The sequence below is a fragment of the Mesorhizobium sp. GbtcB19 genome (genome assembly GCF_019091085.1).
GTDB lineage: Bacteria > Pseudomonadota > Alphaproteobacteria > Rhizobiales > Rhizobiaceae > Mesorhizobium.
The window spans coordinates 94,082-115,772 of the sequence record NZ_JAGXJY010000002.1; the positions used below are offsets into that span (position 1 = coordinate 94,082).

Annotated in this window: 26 protein-coding genes; 13 read left to right on the forward strand and 13 right to left on the reverse strand. The window is 63.0% G+C overall.

The genetic code is table 11. From position 1 onward, the window contains the following. Positions 1-88: 88 nt before the first annotated feature. From KVT37_RS04420 to KVT37_RS04430, 3 genes are all read left to right on the forward strand, one after another. The gene (locus KVT37_RS04420) at positions 89-1,090 is read left to right on the forward strand and encodes an ABC transporter substrate-binding protein (RefSeq protein WP_217570889.1); all 1,002 of its coding nucleotides are present in this window, start codon (positions 89-91) and stop codon (positions 1,088-1,090) included. Positions 1,091-1,182: 92 nt separating this feature from the next. Beyond that, on the forward strand, positions 1,183-1,977 hold the full coding sequence (locus tag KVT37_RS04425; protein WP_254633840.1) for an ABC transporter permease: 795 nt from the start codon (positions 1,183-1,185) through the stop codon (positions 1,975-1,977). A gap of 13 nt (positions 1,978-1,990) precedes the next feature. Further along, a complete protein-coding gene (locus KVT37_RS04430) occupies positions 1,991-2,773 on the forward strand; it encodes an ABC transporter ATP-binding protein (protein WP_217570098.1) in 783 nt (260 codons plus the stop codon). A gap of 123 nt (positions 2,774-2,896) precedes the next feature. Here the strand turns inward: KVT37_RS04430 and KVT37_RS04435 are convergent, their stop codons facing one another. Next, a complete protein-coding gene (locus KVT37_RS04435) occupies positions 2,897-3,304 on the reverse strand; it encodes a hypothetical protein (RefSeq protein ID WP_217570100.1) in 408 nt (135 codons plus the stop codon). A 149-nt stretch (positions 3,305-3,453) separates the two neighbouring features. Between KVT37_RS04435 and KVT37_RS04440 the strand changes: the two genes are divergently transcribed. Beyond that, positions 3,454-3,891: a MarR family winged helix-turn-helix transcriptional regulator gene (locus KVT37_RS04440; protein ID WP_217570102.1), complete on the forward strand. Its 438-nt coding sequence runs from the start codon at positions 3,454-3,456 to the stop codon at positions 3,889-3,891. On the opposite strand, the gene KVT37_RS04445 is transcribed toward KVT37_RS04440, so the two are convergent. From KVT37_RS04445 to KVT37_RS04455, 3 genes are all read right to left on the reverse strand, one after another. After that, positions 3,882-4,616: a polysaccharide deacetylase family protein gene (locus KVT37_RS04445; protein ID WP_217570104.1), complete on the reverse strand. Its 735-nt coding sequence runs from the start codon at positions 4,614-4,616 to the stop codon at positions 3,882-3,884. The genes KVT37_RS04440 and KVT37_RS04445 overlap by 10 nt on opposite strands. Positions 4,617-4,695: 79 nt before the next feature. After that, complete coding sequence (locus tag KVT37_RS04450) at positions 4,696-4,932, reverse strand: hypothetical protein (RefSeq protein WP_217570106.1); 237 nt, start codon at positions 4,930-4,932, stop codon at positions 4,696-4,698. A 51-nt stretch (positions 4,933-4,983) separates the two neighbouring features. Continuing rightward, a complete protein-coding gene (locus KVT37_RS04455) occupies positions 4,984-7,053 on the reverse strand; it encodes a bifunctional diguanylate cyclase/phosphodiesterase (protein WP_217570108.1) in 2,070 nt (689 codons plus the stop codon). A 300-nt stretch (positions 7,054-7,353) separates the two neighbouring features. On the opposite strand from KVT37_RS04455, the gene KVT37_RS04460 reads away from it, so the two are divergent. From KVT37_RS04460 to tdh, 3 genes are read left to right on the forward strand one after another with little or no spacing between them, the layout of a single operon-like run. Beyond that, positions 7,354-8,541, forward strand: coding sequence for a glycine C-acetyltransferase (locus KVT37_RS04460; protein WP_217570110.1), 1,188 nt, complete (start codon positions 7,354-7,356; stop codon positions 8,539-8,541). After that, on the forward strand, positions 8,538-8,750 hold the full coding sequence (locus KVT37_RS04465) for a hypothetical protein (RefSeq protein ID WP_217570112.1): 213 nt from the start codon (positions 8,538-8,540) through the stop codon (positions 8,748-8,750). Before KVT37_RS04460 ends, KVT37_RS04465 begins: the two co-directional genes overlap by 4 nt. 48 nt (positions 8,751-8,798) lie before the next feature. After that, entirely contained in the window at positions 8,799-9,833 is a 1,035-nt protein-coding gene (gene tdh, locus KVT37_RS04470; RefSeq protein ID WP_217570114.1) for an L-threonine 3-dehydrogenase, read from the forward strand. 201 nt (positions 9,834-10,034) lie between these two features. On the opposite strand, the gene KVT37_RS04475 is transcribed toward tdh, so the two are convergent. Next, positions 10,035-10,481: a MarR family winged helix-turn-helix transcriptional regulator gene (locus KVT37_RS04475; protein WP_217570891.1), complete on the reverse strand. Its 447-nt coding sequence runs from the start codon at positions 10,479-10,481 to the stop codon at positions 10,035-10,037. 129 nt (positions 10,482-10,610) lie between these two features. Between KVT37_RS04475 and hmgA the strand changes: the two genes are divergently transcribed. Genes hmgA through KVT37_RS04495 form a run of 4 tightly spaced genes read left to right on the forward strand, consistent with a single transcriptional unit; the run spans position 10,611 to position 14,372 of the window. After that, positions 10,611-11,924 carry a homogentisate 1,2-dioxygenase gene (hmgA, locus tag KVT37_RS04480; protein WP_217570116.1) on the forward strand — a complete coding sequence of 438 codons (1,314 nt, stop codon included), beginning with the start codon at positions 10,611-10,613 and terminating at the stop codon, positions 11,922-11,924. Next, positions 11,921-12,820, forward strand: coding sequence for an MBL fold metallo-hydrolase (locus KVT37_RS04485; RefSeq protein ID WP_217570118.1), 900 nt, complete (start codon positions 11,921-11,923; stop codon positions 12,818-12,820). Before hmgA ends, KVT37_RS04485 begins: the two co-directional genes overlap by 4 nt. After that, positions 12,817-13,830: a fumarylacetoacetate hydrolase family protein gene (locus tag KVT37_RS04490; RefSeq protein ID WP_217570120.1), complete on the forward strand. Its 1,014-nt coding sequence runs from the start codon at positions 12,817-12,819 to the stop codon at positions 13,828-13,830. Before KVT37_RS04485 ends, KVT37_RS04490 begins: the two co-directional genes overlap by 4 nt. Positions 13,831-13,832: 2 nt before the next feature. Continuing rightward, positions 13,833-14,372, forward strand: a complete 540-nt coding sequence (locus KVT37_RS04495; RefSeq protein ID WP_217570121.1) for a DinB family protein — start codon at positions 13,833-13,835, stop codon at positions 14,370-14,372. Here KVT37_RS04495 and KVT37_RS04500 read toward each other — a convergent pair whose 3' ends face one another. Genes KVT37_RS04500 through hppD form a run of 3 tightly spaced genes read right to left on the reverse strand, consistent with a single transcriptional unit; the run spans position 14,373 to position 16,142 of the window. Beyond that, on the reverse strand, positions 14,373-14,747 hold the full coding sequence (locus tag KVT37_RS04500; RefSeq protein WP_217570123.1) for a type II toxin-antitoxin system VapC family toxin: 375 nt from the start codon (positions 14,745-14,747) through the stop codon (positions 14,373-14,375). Further along, positions 14,744-14,971 carry a type II toxin-antitoxin system Phd/YefM family antitoxin gene (locus tag KVT37_RS04505; RefSeq protein ID WP_217570125.1) on the reverse strand — a complete coding sequence of 76 codons (228 nt, stop codon included), beginning with the start codon at positions 14,969-14,971 and terminating at the stop codon, positions 14,744-14,746. The genes KVT37_RS04500 and KVT37_RS04505 overlap by 4 nt, the downstream gene beginning before the upstream one ends. A gap of 55 nt (positions 14,972-15,026) precedes the next feature. Then, complete coding sequence (gene hppD, locus KVT37_RS04510) at positions 15,027-16,142, reverse strand: 4-hydroxyphenylpyruvate dioxygenase (RefSeq protein WP_217570128.1); 1,116 nt, start codon at positions 16,140-16,142, stop codon at positions 15,027-15,029. Between the two features lie 138 nt (positions 16,143-16,280). Here hppD and KVT37_RS04515 point away from each other — a divergent pair, with 138 nt between their 5' ends. Next, positions 16,281-16,748 (forward strand): Lrp/AsnC family transcriptional regulator, encoded by a 468-nt coding sequence (locus KVT37_RS04515; protein ID WP_217570130.1) that lies wholly within the window; start codon positions 16,281-16,283, stop codon positions 16,746-16,748. Between the two features lie 154 nt (positions 16,749-16,902). Here KVT37_RS04515 and KVT37_RS04520 read toward each other — a convergent pair whose 3' ends face one another. From KVT37_RS04520 to aztA, 4 genes are all read right to left on the reverse strand, one after another. Continuing rightward, a complete protein-coding gene (locus KVT37_RS04520) occupies positions 16,903-17,241 on the reverse strand; it encodes a TIGR01244 family sulfur transferase (protein ID WP_217570132.1) in 339 nt (112 codons plus the stop codon). A gap of 270 nt (positions 17,242-17,511) precedes the next feature. Next, complete coding sequence (gene aztC / locus KVT37_RS04525; RefSeq protein WP_217570134.1) at positions 17,512-18,453, reverse strand: zinc ABC transporter substrate-binding protein AztC; 942 nt, start codon at positions 18,451-18,453, stop codon at positions 17,512-17,514. A 23-nt stretch (positions 18,454-18,476) separates the two neighbouring features. Beyond that, a complete protein-coding gene (gene aztB, locus KVT37_RS04530) occupies positions 18,477-19,352 on the reverse strand; it encodes a zinc ABC transporter permease AztB (protein WP_217570894.1) in 876 nt (291 codons plus the stop codon). Further along, entirely contained in the window at positions 19,352-20,161 is an 810-nt protein-coding gene (gene aztA, locus KVT37_RS04535) for a zinc ABC transporter ATP-binding protein AztA (RefSeq protein WP_217570135.1), read from the reverse strand. Before aztA ends, aztB begins: the two co-directional genes overlap by 1 nt. A gap of 223 nt (positions 20,162-20,384) precedes the next feature. On the opposite strand from aztA, the gene KVT37_RS04540 reads away from it, so the two are divergent. After that, positions 20,385-20,729: a RidA family protein gene (locus tag KVT37_RS04540; RefSeq protein ID WP_217570137.1), complete on the forward strand. Its 345-nt coding sequence runs from the start codon at positions 20,385-20,387 to the stop codon at positions 20,727-20,729. 215 nt (positions 20,730-20,944) lie between these two features. Here the strand turns inward: KVT37_RS04540 and hutC are convergent, their stop codons facing one another. After that, a complete protein-coding gene (hutC, locus tag KVT37_RS04545; protein ID WP_217570139.1) occupies positions 20,945-21,691 on the reverse strand; it encodes a histidine utilization repressor in 747 nt (248 codons plus the stop codon).

A 21,691-nucleotide genomic window follows, 5' to 3' on the forward strand; every position in this document is an offset into this window, starting at 1 on the left:
AGTGCCGCAAGAAGCAGAAGCCGCATTCTCACCGGACAGGAAGTTTGGTTCAAAAAAGCGGTCTCAAATCATCAAGGGGAACAAGATGATGCGTAACCTCACAGGACAATTCCGTGCGCTCGTGGTGGCTGCCGCCCTCGGCTTCGCCCCGCTGGCCCATGCGGCCGATACGGCCATTCCCGCGACGCCCGAGGCGGGATCGTTCAAGATCGGCATCGAGCCGTGGCTGGGCTACGGCCAGTGGCATGTCGCCGAAGCCAAGGGCCTGTTCAAGGCGAGCGGTCTCTCGGACGTCCAGATCGTCAACTTCAGCGAGGACAAGGACATCAACGCCGCCCTGGCGAGCGGCCAGCTCGATGCGGCGAACATCGCCACCCACACCGCCATGGGCATGGTCGCGGCCGGCCTGCCGGTCAAGATCGTGCTGCTGCTCGACGTCTCGATGACGGCCGACGCCATGATCGCCGGCAAGGACATCAACTCGGTCGCCGATCTCAAGGGCAAGCAGGTCGCCTTCGAGGAAGGCACGACCAGCGACATCCTGCTGAAATACGCGCTCGCCAAGAATGGCATGTCGATCGCCGACGTTCAGCCGGTGCCGATGCCGGCCGCGGATGCCGGCAGCGCGCTGATCGCCGGCCGCGTCCCGGTCGCCGTCACCTATGAGCCGTATCTCACCACCGCCAAGGCGCAGAACAAGGACGTCAAGCTTCTCTTCACCGCCGGCGAGGATCCCGGCCTGATCAGCGACGTGCTGGTGGTGCGCGACGAGGTGATCAAGTCGCGGCCCGGCCAGGTGCTTGCCATGATCAAGGCGTGGGACGCCGCGCTCAAGGACTACAACGCCGACACACCCGGCGGCCGCGCCATCATCTCCAAGGCGGTCGGCTCGAGCGTCGAGGACCTGAATACCGCCTTTGACGGCGTGCGTTACTATTCGCTGGCCGAGAACAAGGGCGCGCTGACGGGTGACTTTTCCACCAAGACGTTCGCCGACGTCGAGGCCGCCGCCAAGAATGCCGGCCTGCTTCAGGCCGACGTGACGCCGGAGCAGATGATCGATCCGGCCTTCGTCAAGGCCGCGCAGTAGACCGGGCCGTGGCGGTCGCCGAGATGCCCGACGAGCCTGCCGTCAAAGCGAACCCGTCCGGCCCGGCAGCGGGACCTGCCGCCAGGCAGGCGATGCGGCGCCGCCGATCCTTCGGGATCGGCGCCCCCATCGCGCGCACCCGTTTCTTGATCATCGCCGTGGCCGTCTTTGCCGGCCTCGGCCTCGCCTGGTGGGCAGCGACGGGCCTCGAACTGGTCAAGCCGATCTTCCTGCCGTCGCCCGCCAGCGTGGTGATGCAGCTCGGCAAGCTCTGGACCGACGGCACGCTGCTCATCGATCTCAAGGCCTCGATCTACCGTATCTCGGTTGGCTTTCTCATCGCCTCGGTGCTCGCCATTCCGATCGGCGTGCTGATCGGCAGCTTCCGGACCTGGGAAGCGGCCATCGAGCCGCTGGTCGATTTCATCCGCTATATGCCGGTGGTCGCCTTCGTGCCCCTCTCCATCCTGTGGGCGGGGACGAGCGACGCTCAGAAATTCCTGATCATCTTCATCGGCACTTTCTTCCAGCAGGTGCTGATGATCATGGACAACGTCAAGCGCGTGCCGGCCGACTTCGTCGGTCTCGGCAGGACGCTCGGCCTGCCGGATCGAAAGATCCTGACGCGCATCGTTGTGCCCAGCGCCTTGCCGGGCATCTGGGATACGCTGCGCATCAGCCTGGGCTGGGCCTGGACCTGGCTGGTGCTGGCCGAACTGGTCGCGGCGACCTCCGGCCTCGGCTACCGCATCACCGTCTCGCAGCGCTATTTCCAGACCAACACCATCATCGGCTATATCCTTCTGCTCGGCATGCTCGGCCTCATCACCGACCAGGTGATGAAGGCGCTGGGCAAGGTGCTGTTCCGCCAGGACAGCCGTTCATGACAAGGGAAGGCCGATGAATTCCCCCAAACTGCGGATCAAAGGTCTCCACAAGAGCTTCGGTACCGGAGCGCGGCGCACCGAAGTGCTGCGCGACATCAACCTCGACCTCGCCGACAACGAGTTCGTGTCGCTGGTCGGCACGTCGGGCTGCGGCAAGAGCACGCTGTTGTCGATCGTCGCCGGACTGCAGGATTTCGACTCCGGCGATCTCGACATCGACGGGTCGCCGATCCTGAAGCCCGGCCTCGACCGCGGCGTCGTCTTCCAGTCCTACACGCTGCTGCCGTGGCTGACGGCGCAGCAGAACATCGAGTTCGCCCTCAAGGCCGCCGGCCACGACCGCGCCACCTGCCGCAGGATCGCGCTCGAGCATCTCGACCTGGTCAAGCTCCCGCACTCGGCCAATCTCTACCCATCCGAGCTTTCGGGCGGCATGAAGCAGCGTGTCGCCATTGCGCGCGCGCTGTCCTACCGCCCCAAGATGCTCTTGATGGACGAGCCCTTCGGCGCGCTCGACGCCCTGACCAGGCATCAGATGCAGGAGCTCCTGACGCAGATCTGGGAGGAGCACAGGCTAACCGTGCTCTTCGTCACCCACGACGTTGAAGAGGCTGTCTATCTGTCGGACAGGATCGTCGTCATGGGTATCGGACCGGGGCGCATCATGCGGACTTTTGACGTCGGCATCGAGCGCCCGCGCCGCGAAGAGGTCATGGAGAGCGCCGCTTTCATGGACCTGCAGCGCAATGTCCACAAGGCCATTCGCGAGGCCTCCAGGCGCCCCGAAATGGCTTAGGCGTTTGCTCTCGCCGTCCGGTCCGCCGGCTTGTGGCGCGCAACGGACCTTTGCAAGGAGAGCCACCTGCCGCTTTGGTCCGTTGCGCGCCGCGCATGATCGGCTTTCACCGGCCGTGCGATTTCAAAAAAGCTTGGCGGTGGCCATGCAAAACACGGTGATGACCAACAGTCCGCCGGCGATGCGTTCGCCTCTGGTCATTTTCGCCCGCAACTGGCTCTGCGTCGCCTGGTCGGCACCGGCCAGCTGCCGGCTGGCGGAGGCCACAAGGGCACCCTGCACGCCGGCGGCGATCAGCGCCGTCAAAATGCCGAGCGCCAGCGCCTTCTCCATCGGGCCGAATGCGCCCTCATGGAAGAAATACCAGAGCAGTATGCCGGTCAGGAAAACCATGCCGGAGGCGCCAAGCTGCGGCCGGATGAAGCGCTCGGCCTTGATCTCCGGATCGCGGGCGACCGCAATGGTCGTGCCGGCCCAGAAGACGCCGGCCATTACATGCAGGCCGATGGTGACGATATAGACATATTGCATGACCGCGTTCCTCTCTGCCGCCCGCCGCCCGCCGCGCGTCGTAGCCGTGTCGTGACGCCATTGATAAGACAAAGTTAGATATCTAACGGTTAGATGTCAATTCATGAAGTCAAGTTCCACGTTCCCGCTGCTTGCTCTACTGTCACGTCATGACACCGTTTGATCGCCCGCCTGTCGGCATGAATCTCGCCCGCACCTCCAAAGTGGTGGCGCAGGCTTTCGACGCCGCGTTGACTGAGGCCGGCGGCACGCTGCCGGTCTGGCTGACCCTCTTGTCGGTCAAGTCGAAGGAGTTGGCCAACCAGCGCGAGCTTGCCGGCATGATCGGCATCCAGGGCGCGACACTGACGCATCACCTCAACGCCATGGAGGCGCAAGGGTTGCTGACGCGCCGCCGCGATCCGGAAAACCGCAGGGTCCACCAGGTGGCGCTGACGGAAGCCGGTGAGGCGCTGTTTGAAAAGCTCCGCCTCGCCGCGGTCGCCTTCGACAAGCGGCTGCGCGTGGGCATCGCCGATAACAGGCTGGCCGAATTCGCCGAGGTGCTTGCATTGCTGAGACGGAATGCCGAACCGCCTCAGTCGTAACCTGCTATCGCGCCGAAGGCGTAGTGGCGAAGCCTGAGCGCAGCTATCAACGCCGTCAGCTTTGCCTTGCCGTCGAAAGCGTCCTGGAACATCTCGTCATGCATGAGCAGGATCAGCTTGTTCGGCTTGGCGAAATGGCCGTAGCCGAACAGATGGTCGATTTCGCTGACCAGATGGTCGACGCTCTGCACCGGCTTGCCGCTGTCCTCATGCACCCATTCGTGGTCCCAACCGTAAAGCCAGAAGCCCGATGCCGCGACGAATTCGTAATCCGGATCCTCGCGCCCGGCCTCCGCCAGCCCGAGCGAGTTGTCGTCCTTGGAGTAATTGGGCAACCGGAACACGTCGCGTCCCGGCAGCCGCGCATGCACGGCCGGCTTCAGGCCGAGCACGGTATTGGCTTTCAGCATATCGGCGACCACGCCTTCGGTGTCGCCGTAGAAATGCCGGTAGTGGTTGTAGGCGTGGCTGTAGCTGTGGTTGCCGATCGTCACCAGCGGCATCGATTTCGCCCGCTGCAACAGCTCCCGGTTGGTGGCGTTGGCCTCGGCATGCATGCCGACCATGAACAGCGTCGCCGGCACCTGCTCGGCCTGCAGCACGTCGAGGATATTGCCGGTGCCGTTCAGTGGACCGTCGTCGAAGGTGAGGTAAATGGTGCGGTCGGCGGCCAGGGCCGGCGATGCGGCGAACAGCAGCAGCGGCAGGACAAAACGAAGCGTCATTCGCGAGATCCGGTTGCGATCACAAAGGCCGCCATGCAGGCGCGATCGTGTCAAGCTCTCCGGTGAACGGGCAGGTGGATCAGTTCGAAATGACCTTTTCGAACGCCACCAATTTATCCACCATGGGCTCCACCCCTGTTCTCAGCGGCTGGAACTTGCACCGCACGATGTCACCCTTTACGAACTCCCACACAGGATCGTTCGGCGCCTCGTCCAGAATAACATAGAGGTCGTCCGCAAGGTGCCTTGCTTTCGCTGGATACCAGCAATCGACAGCCTCTTCTGGAAGGTAGACATATATCGTCGTGACCGTCATGCCCGTCTCTCGGCATAGATCGCTCAGTGGGTGCAGTATCCTGGAATTGCTCTAAGCCAAGCTGCCCTGCAGCACTTTCAACTTCGCCTTCTTGGGGCTGCGCGCGATCAGCCACTCGCGCGCCTTGTCCTGCGGCATCGGGAAGGCGATCGAATAGCCCTGCACCTGGTCGCAACCGATCGCCATCAGCGAATCGAGCTCAGCCTCGGTTTCGGCGCCCTCGGCGACGATCGAGATGCCGAGCCCCCGCGCAAGCTCGGTGATGGCGCGCACGATCTTGGTGTTGTCGCCGTTCTCGTTGATGTTCTGGACGAAGCGGCGGTCGATCTTCAGCCGGTCGATCTCGTTCGGATTGACGTGGCTCAGCGAGGCATAGCCGGTGCCGAAATCGTCGAGCTCGAGATGCACGCCGGCGGCACGGATATGACGGAGCTTGGCGGCGATGCCGGTCTTTTCGTCGTCGAGGATGACGGATTCGACGATTTCCAGCGACAGCTTCTGCGGCGTCAGCCCGGCCCGCTCCAGCGTGCCGAACAGGAAGGCGTCAAAATCGGGCTCGCGCAGCTCGGTGCCCGAGACATTGACGGCGATGCGCCCGAAATCGATGCCGGCGCGATCCCACTCGGCGGCCTCCTCGATGGCTTTGGTAATGACGATGCGGCCGATATCCGGCATGAAGCCGCATTTCTCGGCGACGGGAATGAACTCGCCGGGCGAGATCATCCCGCGCGTCTCATGCTTCCAGCGCACCAGCGCCTCGATGCCGCTGATCTTGCCGCTGGTCAGCGATACCTGCGGCTGGAAATAGACCTCGAAGCTCTTGTTGGCGATCGCCGTGCGGATGTCCTGTTCGAGCTGCTTGCGATAGTCGAGCTCGCGCCGCAGCTCCTCCGAGAAGAAGGAGAAGTTGCCGCCGCCGAGCTTCTTGGCCGAATAGAGCGCGAGGTCGGCATGGACGAGCAGGTCCTGCGCATTGTCGGCGTCCACCGGATAGACCGCGATGCCGGCGCTGGCTCCCGGCATGATCGTCGTGCCCTGGAAGGTGATCGGCTCGTTGATCTCGCCAATGATGCGCTTTGCCAGTGCATGGATATCCTCGGTCGAGCCCGCGCCATTGAGGATCATGACGAACTCGTCGCCGCCAAGCCGCGCGCAAAGATCCGACGCCCTGCAGGAATCGCGCATGCGCTGCGCCGTCACCACCAGCACATAGTCGCCGGCGGCATGGCCGAGCGTATCGTTGATCTGCTTGAAGCGGTCGAGATCGAACTGGATCACCGCCAGACGCTCGCGGCGGCGGTGCGCCCCCTTGATCAGCGTGTCGAAATGGTCGGTGAGGAAGGTGCGGTTATGCAGGCCGGTCAGGCCGTCATGGACGGCGATGAAGGCCATCGAGTTGCGTGCGTCGACCAGTTCGCGTGTCTTGCGCAGGATGGCGTTGGACATCGGCCGGAAGATGAACAGCGCGACCAGCACGATGACGCCGAGAGTGGCGAAGAACAGCGTGCGGTGCAGGTCGAGGATGCTGCTGGATTTTTCGTCGGCGAAGGCGCTGATGCGCTGGCCGAGCGCCGCATAGCCGGACATGGTCGCATTGGCGACGGAGGCATCGAGGCCGACGCGCTCGCCGCCGCCCTTGTAACCGTCGCTCTGCATGCCGAGCTGCGATTCGAAGGACGAGACCAGCCTGTCGCCATTGGCGACGAGGCCGACCGAGAAGTAATCGAGGTGGAACGGCTTGCTGAACAGCACATATTCGATCGACTTCGGATCGTTGCGCGCCGGCGACAGCGGATCGGCGCCGGTTTCCTTGAGCAGCCGGTCGTAGCTGGTCTCGAACTCGCCCGTCGCCTGCTTGAGCGCGGTCACCAATGCCGGCTGCTTGTCACGCGCGGCGGCGCCGGTGGCGCTGGCCAGGAAGACGATGCGCTGCGACAGCGCCTTCTGCGTCGAGACGATGTCGAGCAGCGTATCGTTATGCTGCTGCTGCGCCATCAGCTGCTGCAAGAGGACGAAGGAGGCCACCACCATGGCGGCAATGATCGTCAGCGCCAGCCAGTAGCCGGTCTTGATGAGCAGGATCAGCTTGCGTGAAACGCTATGCACTGGCTGCTGCGACATAACTTGAGTGACCCCTCCGGTCGACGGATTCCTGCCAAGGTTCGTGGCGGGAAAACGCTTGCCTTGAAAGGGTTAACAGGTCGGCAAGGCAGGCCGGCGGCGATCGCGACGGCGCGACAAAGCTCGCAAAATGGTTATCACGTCCTTTCCCGCATACCCGATTTTTGCGCGCATCGCGGCCGCGCCGCTGCGAAACATCGCTACCGGGCTTTCGCGACGCCACCGAAGCGGTCGCTTTTGCGATGGATTTTTCCCGGCTCCGGCGCGACAGTCCGGCCTCGAACCGAACAGGGCCGGATCATGAGCAAAGCATTCCTTTCCCATATCGACAGCGAACTGCAGGGCCTGAAATCGGCCGGGCTCTATAAGTCAGAGCGGGTGATTTCCTCGATGCAGTCCGCCGAGATCGAGGTCGGCGGCGAAAAGGTGCTGAATTTCTGCGCCAACAACTATCTCGGCCTCGCCGACAGCCCGGACCTGCGCGACGCGGCCAAGCATGCGCTCGACCGCTACGGCTACGGCATGGCCTCGGTGCGCTTCATCTGCGGCACGCAGGAAGAGCACAAGGAGCTCGAGGCGACGATCTCCTCCTTCCTCGGCATGGACGACACTATCCTCTATTCCTCGTGCTTCGACGCCAATGGCGGCCTGTTCGAGACGCTGCTCGGCGAGGAGGACGCCATCATCTCCGATGCCTTGAACCACGCCTCGATCATCGACGGGGTCAGGTTGTCGAAGGCGAAACGCTTCCGCTACGCCAACAACGACATGGCCGATCTCGAAGCCCGCCTGAAGGAGGCGAAGGACTGCCGCTTCCGGCTGATCGCCACCGACGGCGTTTTCTCGATGGATGGCATCATCGCCAATCTGCAGGGCGTCTGCGATCTGGCCGAAAAATACGATGCGATGGTCATGGTCGACGACAGCCATGCGGTCGGCTTCGTCGGCAGACAAGGCCGCGGCTCTGCCGAGCATTGCGGCGTCGAGGGCAGGGTGGACATCATCACCGGGACGCTCGGCAAGGCGCTGGGCGGCGCCTCCGGCGGCTACACGTCGGGCAAGAGAGAGGTCGTCGACTGGCTGCGCCAGCGCTCGCGGCCCTATCTCTTCTCCAACACGCTGATGCCGGCGATCGCCGGCGCCTCGATCAAGGTGTTCGACCTGATCCGCCATGGCGACGCGCTGCGCCAGCGCCTATATGCCAACGCGGAAAGATTCAGGTCTGAGATGGGTAAGCTGGGCTTCACGCTGGCCGGCGCGGATCACCCGATCATCCCGGTAATGCTGGGCGATGCGGCACTGGCGCAGGAGATGGCGGCGCGCATGCTGAAGCGCGGCATCTATGTCATCGGCTTTTCCTTCCCGGTGGTGCCGAAAGGCCAGGCCCGCATTCGCACGCAGATGTCTGCGGCGCATTCGAGCGCCAATATCGACCGCGCGGTTGAGGCGTTTGGCGAGGTCGGGAAGGAATTGGGGGTGATCAAGTGAACAAAGATCCCCACGTTCAATGCTGGTTTTGCGGCAAGGGCATCGAAAAGGAAGATAAGAACGCCGTCGAGGTATCGATTCAGAATCTTTGGTCCGACGAGGATGATCCGCCTAAGCAGTATTTCTGGCTGCACTCCGTTTGCGCCCTAGAAAAATTGCAGGGCAAAGGGCCAAAATTTGAACTGGATGTATTCACCGACAGCAGGTGATCGTCCGCATTGACCTCAGAAAATGCCTGATTGGGTCGAGGATCGAGAATGTCGAACATGATGAAGGCGCTGGTGAAGGCCAAGGCCGAGCCGGGCATCTGGATGGAAGAGGTGCCGGTGCCGGAGATCGGCCCCAACGACGTGATGATCAAGGTCAAGAAGACCGCGATCTGCGGCACCGACGTCCACATCTACAATTGGGACCAGTGGGCGCAGAAGACGGTGCCTGTGCCAATGGTGACGGGCCATGAATTCGTCGGCACGGTCGCCGATTTCGGCGCCGCAGTCACCGAATACAAGGTCGGCCAGCGCGTCTCGGGCGAGGGCCACATCGTCTGCGGCCATTGCCGCAACTGCCGCGCAGGGCGAGGCCATCTTTGCCGCAACACGCTCGGCGTCGGCGTCAACCGCCCCGGCGCCTTTGGCGAATACATGGTCATCCCGCAGCACAATGTCGTGCCGATCCCCGACGATGTGCCGGACGAGATCGCGGCGATCTTCGATCCGCTGGGCAACGCGGTCCACACCGCCTTGTCCTTCGATCTCGTGGGCGAGGACGTGCTGGTCACCGGCGCTGGCCCGATCGGCATCATGGGCGCGCTGGTGGCGCAATGCGTCGGCGCGCGAAAAGTCGTGATTACCGACATCAATCCGGTTCGCCTCGATCTGGCGCGCAAGCTCGGCGTGCAGCATGTTGTCGACGCCTCGAAGGAGAAACTGCGCGACGTGATGCCCTCGATCGGCATGACCGAAGGCTTTGACGTCGGCCTGGAAATGTCGGGCGCAGCGCCCGCCTTCCGCGACATGATCGACACCATGAACAATGGCGGCAAGATCGCCATCCTCGGCATCGCGCCCACCGGCTTCGAGATCGACTGGAACAAGGTCATCTTCAAGATGCTGCACCTGAAGGGCATCTACGGCCGCGAGATGTTCGAGACCTGGTACAAGATGATTGCGCTGGTGCAGGGGCCACTCGATGTGTCGGGGCTGATCACGCATCGCATTGGGATCGACGATTTCCAGGTTGGCTTCGATGCGATGCGCAGCGGCAGTTCGGGCAAGGTGGTGATGGATTGGTAGGGGCCTAAAGAGACGTAGAGTTCCTTCGCCCCCCTCTCTGTCCTGCCGGACATCTCCCCCTCAAGGGGGGAGATCGGCCGTCACGCCGGCTTTCGCCAATCGCAGACGCTGCAAGACGAGCGCCGTCGCCAAAGCTGCCGATCTCCCCCCAAGAGGGGGAGATGTCCGGCAGGACAGAGAGGGGGGCCTCGCGCCAGCCTGTCATCTCTTTTCTTCTAATGCCTCCTCCAGCGCCGCCACTCCCCTAGCAACCGCCCCGCGTTCCTCCGCGCTCGTCCTCGCCAGCAGCTCCCTCTCAAACGCTTTCGCCAGCGGCACCATCTCACGATAGGCGGCAAGCCCCGTCTTGGTCAGCGCCAAATGCTCCACCCGCCGATCGTTCTCGTCCGGCGTGCGCGTAAGCCAGCGCCGACGTTCCAATTCCGCCACCGCGCGCGACACCTTGGTCTTGTGCATGGCCGATTGCTCGCCGAGCTCCGTCGCCGTCATCGTGCCGCGCTGTCCGAGGCCTGACAGCGTGCGCCATTCCGGCCGCGTGAGGCCGTGGCGCTCCTTGTAGATCTTCGAGAATTCGCGGCTGATGGCGTCGGCCAGCCGGTAGAGCCGGTAGGGCAGGAAGCTTTCCAGTTCCAGGATGTCGGGTTCCATCATGAGCCCTCGATATAGCGTGGCCGTTGATTGTTACATTTTCGATGGTTACAAATGAAACCAGTTTGGTCAACATCACCGATGGCCTCACGCAAGTGAGGCCGGCAGACTAGGGTTAGGGAGGATCGGATGGGCTTTTCCTATATGCCGGGCTTCGGCAACGACTTTGAAACCGAGACGCTGCCCGGCTCGCTGCCACAGGGCCGCAACTCGCCGCAGCGGCCGGCCTACGGACTCTATGCCGAGCAGTTGTCCGGCTCGCCCTTCACCGCGCCGCGGGGCACCAATGAGCGCTCCTGGCTCTACCGCATCCGGCCGAGCGTGAAACACACCGGCCGATTCAAGGGGGCGAGCTATCCCTTGTGGAAGACCGGACCCAGCATCGGCGACCACGAGCTGGCGCTTGGCCAATACCGTTGGAACCCGACGCCGATGCCGAGCGAGCCGACCGATTTCATCTCCGGCATGCGAACCTTCACCACGGCCGGCGACGCGGTCGGCCAGTCCGGCATGGCCGCGCATGTCTATGTCGCCAACCGTTCGATGACCGACGATCATTTCTTCAACGCCGATGGCGAGTTGCTGGTGGTGCCGCAGGTAGGCGCGCTGCGCTTCGTCACCGAGATGGGCGTCATCGAGCTTCGCCCCGGCGAGATTGCGGTGCTGCCGCGCGGCCTCGTCTTCAAGGTCGAGCTCGCCGACAAGGAGGCGCGCGGCTATGTCTGCGAGAACTATGGCGCCAAATTCACAATGCCCGACCGCGGGCCGATCGGCGCCAACTGCCTGGCCAATCCGCGCGACTTCAAGACGCCCTGCGCCTGGTTCGAGGAGAAGGAGACGCCGTGCCGGCTGATCGTCAAATGGTGTGGCACTTTCCACGTCACCGAGCTCGGCCATTCGCCGCTCGACGTCGTCGCCTGGCACGGCAATTACGCGCCCTATAAATATGATCTGGCGACGTTTTCGCCGGTCGGCGCCATCCTGTTCGACCATCCCGACCCGTCGATCTTCACCGTGCTGACGGCGCCGAGCGGCGAGGAGGGCACCGCCAATGTCGACTTCGTCATCTTCCCGCCGCGCTGGCTGGTGGCGGAAAACACCTTCCGTCCGCCCTGGTACCATCGCAACATCATGAGCGAGTTCATGGGCCTGATCCACGGCCAGTACGACGCCAAGGAGGAGGGGTTCGTGCCTGGCGGCATCAGTTTGCACAACCAGATGCTGGCGCACGGGCCCGACGCTTCCGGCTTCGAGAAGGCGACACGGGCCGAGCTGAAGCCGGTCAAGCTCGACAACACCATGGCCTTCATGTTCGAGACGCGCTTCCCGCAGATGCTGACGCGCTATGCCGCCGAGCTCGGCACCTTGCAGGAGAACTACATCGACTGCTGGGCCGACCTGAAGAAGCGTTTTAATGGCACGCCGGAAGGCGATTGGTCTTGAGCGCCGACAAAGTGGATCGGCTCGTGCTGCTCGGCTCTAAGGGCGGTCCGGCCTTGCGGCCGGGCGGGCCATGGCCGAGTTCTTCGCTGCTGGAGTTCGGCGGACGAACCATCGTCGTCGATTGCGGACTGGGCGTCACCCGCGGCCTGGTCGATGCCGGCATCAGCCTGAAGACGCTTGACCTGATCTTCATCACACATCTCCATTCGGACCATGTTCTGGAACTCGGGCCGCTGATCCATACCGCCTGGACCGCGGGCCTGCCGACGCCGGTGACGGTCTACGGACCGCCAGGCACCCACGACCACTGGCGGCATTTCTGCCGGGCGATGGATTTCGACATCGAGATACGCATCGTTGACGAAGGGCGGCCGGATATCCGTAAGCTGGTTTCGGTCGAGGAATTCGGCGAAGGATTGGCCCTGCACTCGCGTGGGCTGACGGTGGCGGCGCTGCGCGTCGACCATCCGCCGGTGACCGACTGTTTCGCGCTGCGCTTCGAGCATGGCGGCAGGAGCGTGGTGTTTTCCGCCGACACGGCGTTCTTTCCGCTGTTGGCCGACTTTGCCAAAGGTGCTGATATCCTCGTCCACGAGGCCATGCTGGAGGAAGGCGTCGAACGGCTGGTCGCCAGGACCGGCAACGGCGCACGGTTGAAAGAGCATCTCTTCGCTAGCCACAGCTTCGCGGAGGAGGCAGGCTGCATCGCCAGCAATGCCGGGGTAAAAAGGTTGGTGCTCAATCACCTCATTCCGGCCGACGATCCGGCGATCGGCGAAGCCGACTGGATCGACGCCGTCAGGAAATCGTGGACCGGTGACTTGACGATTGCCCGCGACGGCCTTGTTGTGGGGCTAAGCAGTAAAAAGGCTGCTGGAGGAGAGGAAACCGCATGAAGCTTGCCACACTGAAGAACGGGACACGCGACGGAAAGCTGGTCGTGGTCTCGCGTGATCTGACGCGGTTCACCGACGCTTCCTTCCTGGTGCCGACGCTGCAGGCCGCGCTCGACGACTGGCGCCGCATTGCGCCGCATCTGGCGGCCATGGCGGAATCGCTGGAGACCAACGCGGTGCCCTCGGCACGCTTCCATGAGCATGACGCGCATTCGCCGCTGCCGCGCGCCTATCAATGGGCGGACGGCTCGGCCTATGTGAACCATGTCGAACTGGTGCGGAAAGCGCGCGGCGTCGAGATGCCGGCAAGTTTTTGGACCGACCCGCTGATCTACCAGGGTGGCTCGGATTCCTTCATCCCTCCGCGCGATCCGATCCGCATGGCCGACGAGGCCTTCGGCATCGACATGGAGGCTGAGGTCGCCGTGATCGTCGACGACATGCCGATGGGCGCCGGGCTGGACGAGGCGAAGGACGCGATCCGGCTGGTGATGCTGGTCAACGACGTGACGCTGCGCGCCATCACCGGTCCTGAACTGGCCAAAGGATTTGGCTTCTTCCAGTCGAAACCGTCTTCGGCTTTCTCGCCGGTCGCGGTCACGCCGGATGAACTTGGCGATGCCTGGGACGGCGGCAAGGTCAAACTCGCGCTGCTCGCCGATCTCAACGGCAAGCCGTTCGGTCGCGCCAATGCCGGCATCGACATGACCTTCGACTTTCCAGCGCTGATCGTGCATGCCGCGAAAACCCGGCCGCTCGCCGCCGGCACCATCATCGGTTCGGGCACCGTCTCCAACAAGCTGAATGGCGGGCCGGGCAAGCCGGTTTCGGCCGGCGGCGCCGGCTATTCCTGCATCGCCGAACTGCGCATGATCGAGACTATCGAGAGCGGCGAGCCGAAGACGCCCTTTCTGCATTTCGGCGACACGGTGCGCATCGAGATGAAGGATAAAACCGGACATTCGATCTTCGGCGCCATCGAGCAGAAGGTCGAGAAATACGAGGGTTGAAGGTGACCCTGCTCGAGCATCTGCGCCGCATGGCCCGCAACAATCTGTGGTCGAACGACCGGCTATATCGCGCCGTGCTCGACTTGAAGCCCGGCGAGTTCGAGGCCGGGCGCATCAGCTTCTTTCCGTCGATCAGGGAGACGCTCAACCACATCCTCGCGGTCGACCTTCTCTACCTGGATTTTCTCACGGATGGCGGCCTCGGCGCCGCCGCCTATGACGACTTCGTGCCGTTCGACGGTGCGGCAAGCCTGGCGGCGGCGCAGGCGGATTTCGACCGCAAGCTGATCACCTTCTGCGACGGTCTGTCGGAGGCCGATCTCGATCGCCGCATCATCACCGACCGGCGCGAGGACGGCATGATCCCCGAACGGATCGGCGACATCCTCGCCCATGTCTTCCTGCATGACATCCACCATCGCGGCCAGGTGCACGCGATGCTCTCAGGCACGTCAGTCGCGCCGCCGCAACTGGATGAGTTCCTGCTCGACTACGACATCAAGCTGAGGAAGGAGGAGGTCGAGCGGCTGGGGCTGGAATGATCAAGCCAGCGCGACATCATACGCTGAAAAATGCCGATCCGCGGTAACGAGAGTCAGGCCCTCAATTTGAGCCTGCGCGATGAGCAGGCGGTCAAAGGGATCGCGATGATGGAGCGGCAAGTGTTCAAGCCTAGCCGCGTGCAGTTCATTCACGCCGAGGATTGGAATTCCATTCGATTGCAGAATGTCAACGATGTTGGCGGTGAGTGTGATCTTGCCGAGCGACTTCTTGATGGCAATCTCGGCCACTGAGATGGCGCTGACGGTCACATCCTTGCCCGCCAGAAAAATGTCGCGATGGTGATCCGAAAGACGTGTGTCCGCGTTGAGTACCCAAAGCAGAATATGGGTATCGACCAGGTATCTGGGGCTCATTTAGTGTACTCGTCCCATTCGGGACCGAGTTCATCAAAATCATCCGCTATCCAGATTTGGCCTTGCAGCGCTCCAAGCAGGCCTTTGCTCCCGCCAGGCCGAACGGGAGCGCTCAAGGTCGCGACAACCTCTCCATGCTTTGTCAGATGGATCTTTTCACCAGCCTGGGCACGCTTCACCAACTCGGAAAGCTGCGCCTTGGCTTTTGCCATTGGAATGTTCATGGGCGACCTCTAATGACCAGAATTTAGGTCATAAGAGGTCAAGCCGCAAGCAGGTTTACGCCGCCTTGCCGTCCAGCTTGATCACGCCGCGCTTGATCTGGTCCTGCTCGATCGATTCGAACAGGGCGCGGAAATTGCCCTCGCCAAAACCTTCGTCGCCCTTGCGCTGGATGAACTCGAAGAAGATCGGTCCGATCACGGTCTTCGAAAAGATCTGCAGCAGGATCTTGGTCATCCCGCCGTCGACCACGCCTTCGCCGTCGATCAGGATGCCGTGCTTCTTCATGCGCTCGATCGGCTCTTCATGGCCGTTCACCCTGTCATGCGACATGTCGTAATAGGTGTCGGGCGGGCCGGGCATGAACTTCAGCCCGTTGGCGGCAAGCTTGTCGGTGGCCTCGTAGATCGCATCGGTACCGACGGCGATATGCTGGATACCTTCGCCATTGTACTTCTTCAGATATTCGGCGATCTGGCTGGTCTCGTCCTTGGATTCGTTCAGCGGAATACGGATCTTGCCGCAGGGCGAAGTGATGGCGCGGCTGACAAGGCCGGTGATCTTGCCGTCGATGTCGAAGAAATGGATCTGCTTGAAGCCGAACAGGTCGCGGTAGAAATCCCACCATTTGTCCATGTTGCCGCGATAGACATTGTGGGTCAGGTGGTCGAGGAAGTAGAAGCCGACGCCTTCGGGCTTGGGGTCGCGCTCGCCCAGCCATTCGAACTCGGCATCATAGGCCGAGCCCTTCTCGCCATAGGCTTCGATGAAATAAAGCAGCGAGCCGCCGATGCCCACGATCGCCGGCACGTCGAGCGCCTTGTCGGTGCCTTCATAGGGCGTGGCGCCTTTCGATACGGCATGGTCGAAAGCGTGCTTGGCATCGACCACGCGCCAGGCCATCGAGGCGGCGCAGGGGCCGTGCTTTTCGACGAACTTCATCGCATGCGAGCCGGGCTCGGCATTGACGACATAGTTGATGTCGCCCTGCCGCCAGACGGTGATGTCCTTGGTGCGGTGCTTGGCTACCGCGACATAGCCCATGCGGGTGAACAGCTCGGCGAGCTTTGCCGGCTCGGCATGCGCGAACTCGACGAACTCAAAGCCGTCGGTGCCGGCAGGGTTTTGCTTGCTGATCCGGGCGGGCGGGGCGTCGTGCGGGAAGGGGCCCATGGCAGTCCTCCGAAAGCTGTTGCGGCCGTGCTTGGCCATCTTTCAGCATGATAGCGCGGAGCCGCCGCACGGTGCTTGCATTCGGTCACCTGAAATGCGCATGATGTGCGTAAATTGTGCACGAGAGGAGAAAAATCCATGGAAGATGCGCGCCTTGATCAGTTTGACCGCAAGATAATGGCGCTTTTGCAGGACGATGCGCGATTCACCAACAACGATCTGGCGGAGCGCGTGAACCTGTCGCCCTCGCAATGCTCGCGCCGCCGTCTGCGGCTCGAGGACGATGGCTACATCAAGGGTTACCGCGCCGTGCTCGACCGCGATCGTCTCGGCTTTTCGCTGGTCAACGTCATCTCGGTGACGCTCGCCACCCACAACCGCGACAACGCCCGCCGCTTCGGCGAACTGGTGGCGCGCCTGCCCGAGGTGCAGGAGGCGCACGCGCTGACCGGCGAGATGGATTACATCTTGAAGGTGGTGACGCCCGATCTCAAATCATTGTCGGAGTTCGTCAACGGCGTTCTCCTGCCGCACGAATCCGTGCAACATGTGAAAACGGCGATCGTGCTGGAGACGCTCAAGGAAACCGGCGCGCTGCCGATTTAAAGTGTGCTGATATTCAGGTGAATCCGGCCTGCAAATGGCGGCTTCCTGCGCTTCCGGTGCTCACGTACTTTAAGTACGCTCCGCTCCGGTTCTCGGAACCCGCCATTTTCGACTCGGCCTGACCTGAATCTCAGCACACTTTCGCGACAAATCTTCACCCACGCTGCTGCTGGATCAGCCCGTAAAGGTTGGTGCAGCGCGCGCCTGAGCGGCAATAGGCAAACACCGGCCCTTCGAGCTCGTCGAGGGCGGCGGCCTGGTCCTCGACATTGTCCATGGTGATCTGGCCGCTGATGACCGGAATGTAGCGGAAAGCAAGCCCCGCCGCCTCGGCAGCGGCCTGCACGCTCTCGGCCGAAGGCTGGCCCGGTTGCTCGTCGTCCGGCCGGTTGCAGATCACGCTCTTGAAGCCGGCGTCCTTGATGGCCGCGATGTCTTGCGGCTGGATCTGGCCGGAGACCGAATAGTCGTCGCTGATCTGGCGGTATTCCATGGTGTCGTCCTCGCGATCTCTTTGGCGGCAGTCTTGCCACTCCGGGAGAGGGGCGGCAATCCGCATTGAAGGAATTCTCTGCCAAATAGACATCGCGCGCAGGAAATTCCAACCGCCGCCGTTTTCCCTTCTCCCCGTTCACGGGGAGGTGAGGCGTGGTCCGCGCAGCGGACGAAAAGCCAATTGCTTGGCTTTTCGAACAACGAACGCCCGAAGGGCGGATGAGGGGCAGCGCCGGCATCGACAGTCTTCGCTGAACCGTCGCTCGGCTCAACTTCCCTGGATCGCGCCTTTGATCTGCGTGATGTTGTTGTGCATCATGTCGATATAGCTCGAGGCCGGGCCGTCCGAACCCGACAGCGCGTCCGAATAGAGCGTGCCGCCGACCTTGATGCCGGTTTCACCGGCGATCTGCTCGATCAGTCGCGGATTGGTGATGTTTTCGACGAAGATCGCCGCGGCCTTGTCCTGCTTGACCTGCTTGACCAGCTTGGCGACGTCGGCGGCCGAGGGCTCGGAATCGGTCGAGATGCCTTGCGGCGCCAGGAAGGTCAGCCCGTATTCGTGCTCGAAATAACCGAAGGCGTCATGCGAGGTGATGACGACGCGCTTGGCCTCCGGGATCGACTGGATTGCTGCCTTCACTTCGCCTTCCAGCGCATCGAGCTTGGTGGTGTAGGCGGCGGCGTTGGCCTTGTAGCTGTCACAGCCCTCACGATCGGCCGAGCAGAAAGCGTCGGCGATGTTCTTCACATAGATCCTGGCGTTGGCGATCGACTGGAAGGCGTGCGGATCGGTGACGGTCTTGCCGCCGCTGGTGTCGGCGCCTTCGGCCGCGTCCGCATCGGCGAATTCCGGCTTGAAGTCGATCGGCGTCACACCCTTGGTCAGCGTCACGATCGACGCCTTGGTGGCGCTGGCGTCGACCAGGCGCTGCAGGAAACCCTCGAAATGCAGTCCGTTGACCAGCACGACATCGGCTTTGGCCATCGCCACCGCGTCGGCCGGGCTCGGCTCATAGACATGCGCGTCGCCATCCGGCCCGACGATGGTGGTGATGTTGACGCGGTCGCCGCCGACATTTTTCGCGAAGTCGGCAATGACCGTGAAGCTCGCCACCACTTTCAGCGGCGCCGCGATGGCCGATGAGGTTGCGAAGGCGCTTAATGTTATAACGCTCAACGCCAAGGCGGCACGGAAGGATTTCAACATTGGGTGGTCTCCTTGCTTGGGGATTATGCGGTGCGGTGGCGGTGATGCACGATGCGGGCGCGCAGAACGCCGCGGGTGCCGAACAGGATCGAGCAGAAATAGACGACGCCGGCGGAAAGGATGATCGCCGGGCCGGAAGGCAGCGAGGCGTGGTAGGACAAAAGCAGCCCGGCGATGCAGGAGGCAAAGCCGGTCAGCACCGCCAGCACGCACATTGGTTCAACCCGCGCCGTCCAGAAGCGGGCGGCGGCGGCCGGCAGCATCATCAGCCCGACCGAGAGCAGCGTGCCCAGCGCCTGGAAACCGCCGACGAGGTTGAGCACGACAAGCCCGAGGAAGATGAAATGCACCGGGCTGCCCATGCGGCTCACCGAGCGCAGGAACAGCGGGTCGAGGCATTCGGCGACCAGCGCGCGCCAGAAGACAGCGAGACTGGCGAGCGTCACCACCACGATGCCGCAGATCAGCGTCAGCGCCTCGTTGTTGAGCGCCAGCACGGTGCCGAACAGCACATGCATGAGGTCGACGCTGGAGCCGCGGATCGACACCATGAGCACGCCGACGGCGAGCGAGATCAGATAGAAGGCCGCCATCGAGGCGTCCTCGCGCTGGATGGTGAAGCGCGAGACTGCGCCCGCGCCGAGCGCGACGATGACGCCGGCGATCAGCCCGCCGATCGTCATCGGCAGGATTTCCAGGCCATAGAGCAGGAAGCCGGCGGCAGCGCCAGGCAGGATGGCATGCGCCATCGCGTCGCCTGACAGGCTCATGCGCCGCAGCATCAGGAAGACGCCGACCGGGCAGGCGCCGAGCGACAGCATCAGCGAGCCGAACAGCGCCCGCTGCATGAAAGCGAAATCGGCGAAAGGCGCGATGAACAGGCCGTAAAGGAACTCCATCACGCCGCCCTCGGTCCGGAGCCATGCTGATGGTCGTGGTGGTGATCGTGCGCGTGATCATGGCCATGGTCGTGAGCATCTGGCTCGCACCACGGCGCGTTCTCTTCCCATGCCTCGTGGAAACGCCTCGCCTTGAGCAGGTTTTCCGGCCGCAGCGTTTCCTTGGTGTCGCCCCAGGCCACGGGCTGGCGCGCGAGCAACAGCGTCTCGGGAAAATTCTGCCGCACCAGATCTAGGTCGTGCACCACGACCATGATCGTGCGTTCCTCGCCATGCCAGCGCTTTATTAGCGCAATCAGGTCGCCAACCGTCTTGGCGTCGACCGCGTTGAACGGCTCGTCGAGCAGGATCAGGTCGGCGTCCTGCAAAAGCACGCGGGCAAACAGCGTGCGCTGCAACTGGCCGCCGGACAGCGTGTCGATCGGCCGCTTCTCAAAGCCGCCAAGCCCGACCGCCATCAGCGCCTTGCTGACGGATTCGCGGTCTTCCTTGGTGTAGCGGCCGAGCATGCCGCGCTTCGGCCACAGCCCGAGCGAGACCAGGTCGACGACCCGCGCCGGAAAGGAACGGTCGAGTTCCGACTGCTGCGGCAGATAAGCGGTGCGCACGCCTTGCATGCGAACCACCGCGCCTTCCATCGGCTTGAGCACGCCCACGATGCCCTTCATCAGCGTCGACTTGCCCGACCCATTGGCGCCGACGACCGCCGTCAGCGAGCCTTTGCGGACGATGCCGTTGAGGTGATGGATCGCCGGATGGCTGCCATAGCCGAGCGTCAGGTCGCGAAAGGTCAGGCAGGCATTGGTCATCAGACGGTGGTCCGCGAAATCGAATGCGTCGTCGATATGTGATGTTATTACATTAGTCAACACGGCGGCCGGGCGCAATTATGTCACGACCGGTCAACTCGCCGTGTACGCAAGCAGGGCAGGGCCACACAATTGGCTCAATTGGTTTCGCGCCCGCCGGCCTTGCCCCAAGTCGGCCCGGACTCTAAAGAGCAGCGATCCCCATAACGAAGGAACCTCTCGAATGAGCATTCGTCGCATCGATGTCGGCCCGCGCATGAGCCAGATCGTCATTCACGGCAACACCGTCTATCTGGCCGGCCAGGTCGGCGAGCCCGGCGGCAACGTCGCTTCGCAGACCCGCGATATCCTGAAGACCATCGACGAATTGCTGGCCAAGGCCGGCACCGACAAGACCAAGATCGTGCAGACGATCATCTGGCTGGACGACATGAAGACCTTCGCCGAGATGAACGCCGAATGGGACAAGTGGGTGCCGCAGGGCCACACGCCCGCCCGCGCCACCGGCGAAGCCAAGCTCGCAACGCCGGAATATCTGGTCGAGATCATTGTGACGGCGGCGCTGTAAAGCGCGGCGGCACTTCTCCCTTCTCCCCCCTGTGGGAGAAGGTGGCCGCGAAGCGGCCGGATGAGGGGTGTTGGAAGGTTCGCTGCGTCGAAGAAATGGGCGCTTGAAGCACCCTGTTCTTTAGCGCCTCGTTTCTTCCAACACCCCTCATCCGTCTCGGCGCTGCTGCGCGCCGATCCACCTTCTCCCCGCAAGGGGAGAAGGGGGCGCAGGCGCTATCCCTGCGACGGCGTGAATCTCGCCACCAGCGTATGGCTCTCCGCCGGATAGATGAACCGCACATGCGTCACTGGATGCTCGGCGCTCCAGGTGCGGCGCTCGACCACCAGGCAGGGCGCGCTCGCGTCGATGTCGAGCGCGTCGGCGATTGTCTCGTCCGCTGCCATGGCGCGGATGCGGTGCTCGGCCTCGCTCCACGGCACGCGGCCGATCAGCCAGGGGCCGGGGGCGATGTCGAGAAATTCTTCTTCGGCTGCCTCGGCCACGGCTGAGAGGTTGATCAGACGCTGCTCGAGCGCGAACGGCCGCTCGCCGGCAAAATGCAGGCTCTCCAGCGCAAGCACCGGACCGGGTGCGCTAAGACCCAATAGCGCGCGGTCCTCGGCGCCGCTGCGTCGCTTGATGCGCGCCAGCCGCTCATAGCGATAGGGCAGGCCGAGCGCCTCGACTTCGATCCTGATGTCATGCAGTTCCAGCACCGCCGCCTGCGATTGCGGCTGGCGCACGAAACTGCCGGAGCGGCGGCGGCGCTCGATCAGTCCGGCCTTGGCGAGCTGCGACAGCGCCTTGTTCACCGTCATGCGCGAGCAATTATACTGAGCCGTCAGCTCATGCTCGAAGGGGATGCGATGCCCAGGCGCCCACGCGCCCGACAGGATCTTGTCGCGAATGTCGGACAGGATGCGCTGATGCAGCGATATGCTCTCGCCGCCCTCGATATCGTCTGTCTCGACCAAGCTCAT

Bases quoted from the DNA above. Each gene is read 5' to 3' on its own strand.
- KVT37_RS04450 (WP_217570106.1), bottom strand. From the start codon at position 4,932: ATGACGGTCACGACGATATATGTCTACCTTCCAGAAGAGGCTGTCGAT.
- hmgA (WP_217570116.1), top strand. From the start codon at position 10,611: ATGGGCTTTTCCTATATGCCGGGCTTCGGCAACGACTTTGAAACCGAG.
- aztA (WP_217570135.1), bottom strand. From the start codon at position 20,161: ATGACCAATGCCTGCCTGACCTTTCGCGACCTGACGCTCGGCTATGGC.
- tdh (WP_217570114.1), top strand. From the start codon at position 8,799: ATGTCGAACATGATGAAGGCGCTGGTGAAGGCCAAGGCCGAGCCGGGC.
- hppD (WP_217570128.1), bottom strand. From the start codon at position 16,142: ATGGGCCCCTTCCCGCACGACGCCCCGCCCGCCCGGATCAGCAAGCAA.
- KVT37_RS04490 (WP_217570120.1), top strand. From the start codon at position 12,817: ATGAAGCTTGCCACACTGAAGAACGGGACACGCGACGGAAAGCTGGTC.
- KVT37_RS04505 (WP_217570125.1), bottom strand. From the start codon at position 14,971: ATGAACATTCCAATGGCAAAAGCCAAGGCGCAGCTTTCCGAGTTGGTG.
- KVT37_RS04520 (WP_217570132.1), bottom strand. From the start codon at position 17,241: ATGGAATACCGCCAGATCAGCGACGACTATTCGGTCTCCGGCCAGATC.
- KVT37_RS04515 (WP_217570130.1), top strand. From the start codon at position 16,281: ATGGAAGATGCGCGCCTTGATCAGTTTGACCGCAAGATAATGGCGCTT.
- KVT37_RS04455 (WP_217570108.1), bottom strand. From the start codon at position 7,053: ATGTCGCAGCAGCCAGTGCATAGCGTTTCACGCAAGCTGATCCTGCTC.
- KVT37_RS04540 (WP_217570137.1), top strand. From the start codon at position 20,385: ATGAGCATTCGTCGCATCGATGTCGGCCCGCGCATGAGCCAGATCGTC.
- KVT37_RS04430 (WP_217570098.1), top strand. From the start codon at position 1,991: ATGAATTCCCCCAAACTGCGGATCAAAGGTCTCCACAAGAGCTTCGGT.
- aztC (WP_217570134.1), bottom strand. From the start codon at position 18,453: ATGTTGAAATCCTTCCGTGCCGCCTTGGCGTTGAGCGTTATAACATTA.
- aztB (WP_217570894.1), bottom strand. From the start codon at position 19,352: ATGGAGTTCCTTTACGGCCTGTTCATCGCGCCTTTCGCCGATTTCGCT.
- hutC (WP_217570139.1), bottom strand. From the start codon at position 21,691: ATGAGCTTGGTCGAGACAGACGATATCGAGGGCGGCGAGAGCATATCG.
- KVT37_RS04445 (WP_217570104.1), bottom strand. From the start codon at position 4,616: ATGACGCTTCGTTTTGTCCTGCCGCTGCTGCTGTTCGCCGCATCGCCG.
- KVT37_RS04500 (WP_217570123.1), bottom strand. From the start codon at position 14,747: ATGAGCCCCAGATACCTGGTCGATACCCATATTCTGCTTTGGGTACTC.
- KVT37_RS04420 (WP_217570889.1), top strand. From the start codon at position 89: ATGCGTAACCTCACAGGACAATTCCGTGCGCTCGTGGTGGCTGCCGCC.
- KVT37_RS04435 (WP_217570100.1), bottom strand. From the start codon at position 3,304: ATGCAATATGTCTATATCGTCACCATCGGCCTGCATGTAATGGCCGGC.
- KVT37_RS04425 (WP_254633840.1), top strand. From the start codon at position 1,183: ATGCGGCGCCGCCGATCCTTCGGGATCGGCGCCCCCATCGCGCGCACC.
- KVT37_RS04440 (WP_217570102.1), top strand. From the start codon at position 3,454: ATGACACCGTTTGATCGCCCGCCTGTCGGCATGAATCTCGCCCGCACC.
- KVT37_RS04460 (WP_217570110.1), top strand. From the start codon at position 7,354: ATGAGCAAAGCATTCCTTTCCCATATCGACAGCGAACTGCAGGGCCTG.
- KVT37_RS04475 (WP_217570891.1), bottom strand. From the start codon at position 10,481: ATGGAACCCGACATCCTGGAACTGGAAAGCTTCCTGCCCTACCGGCTC.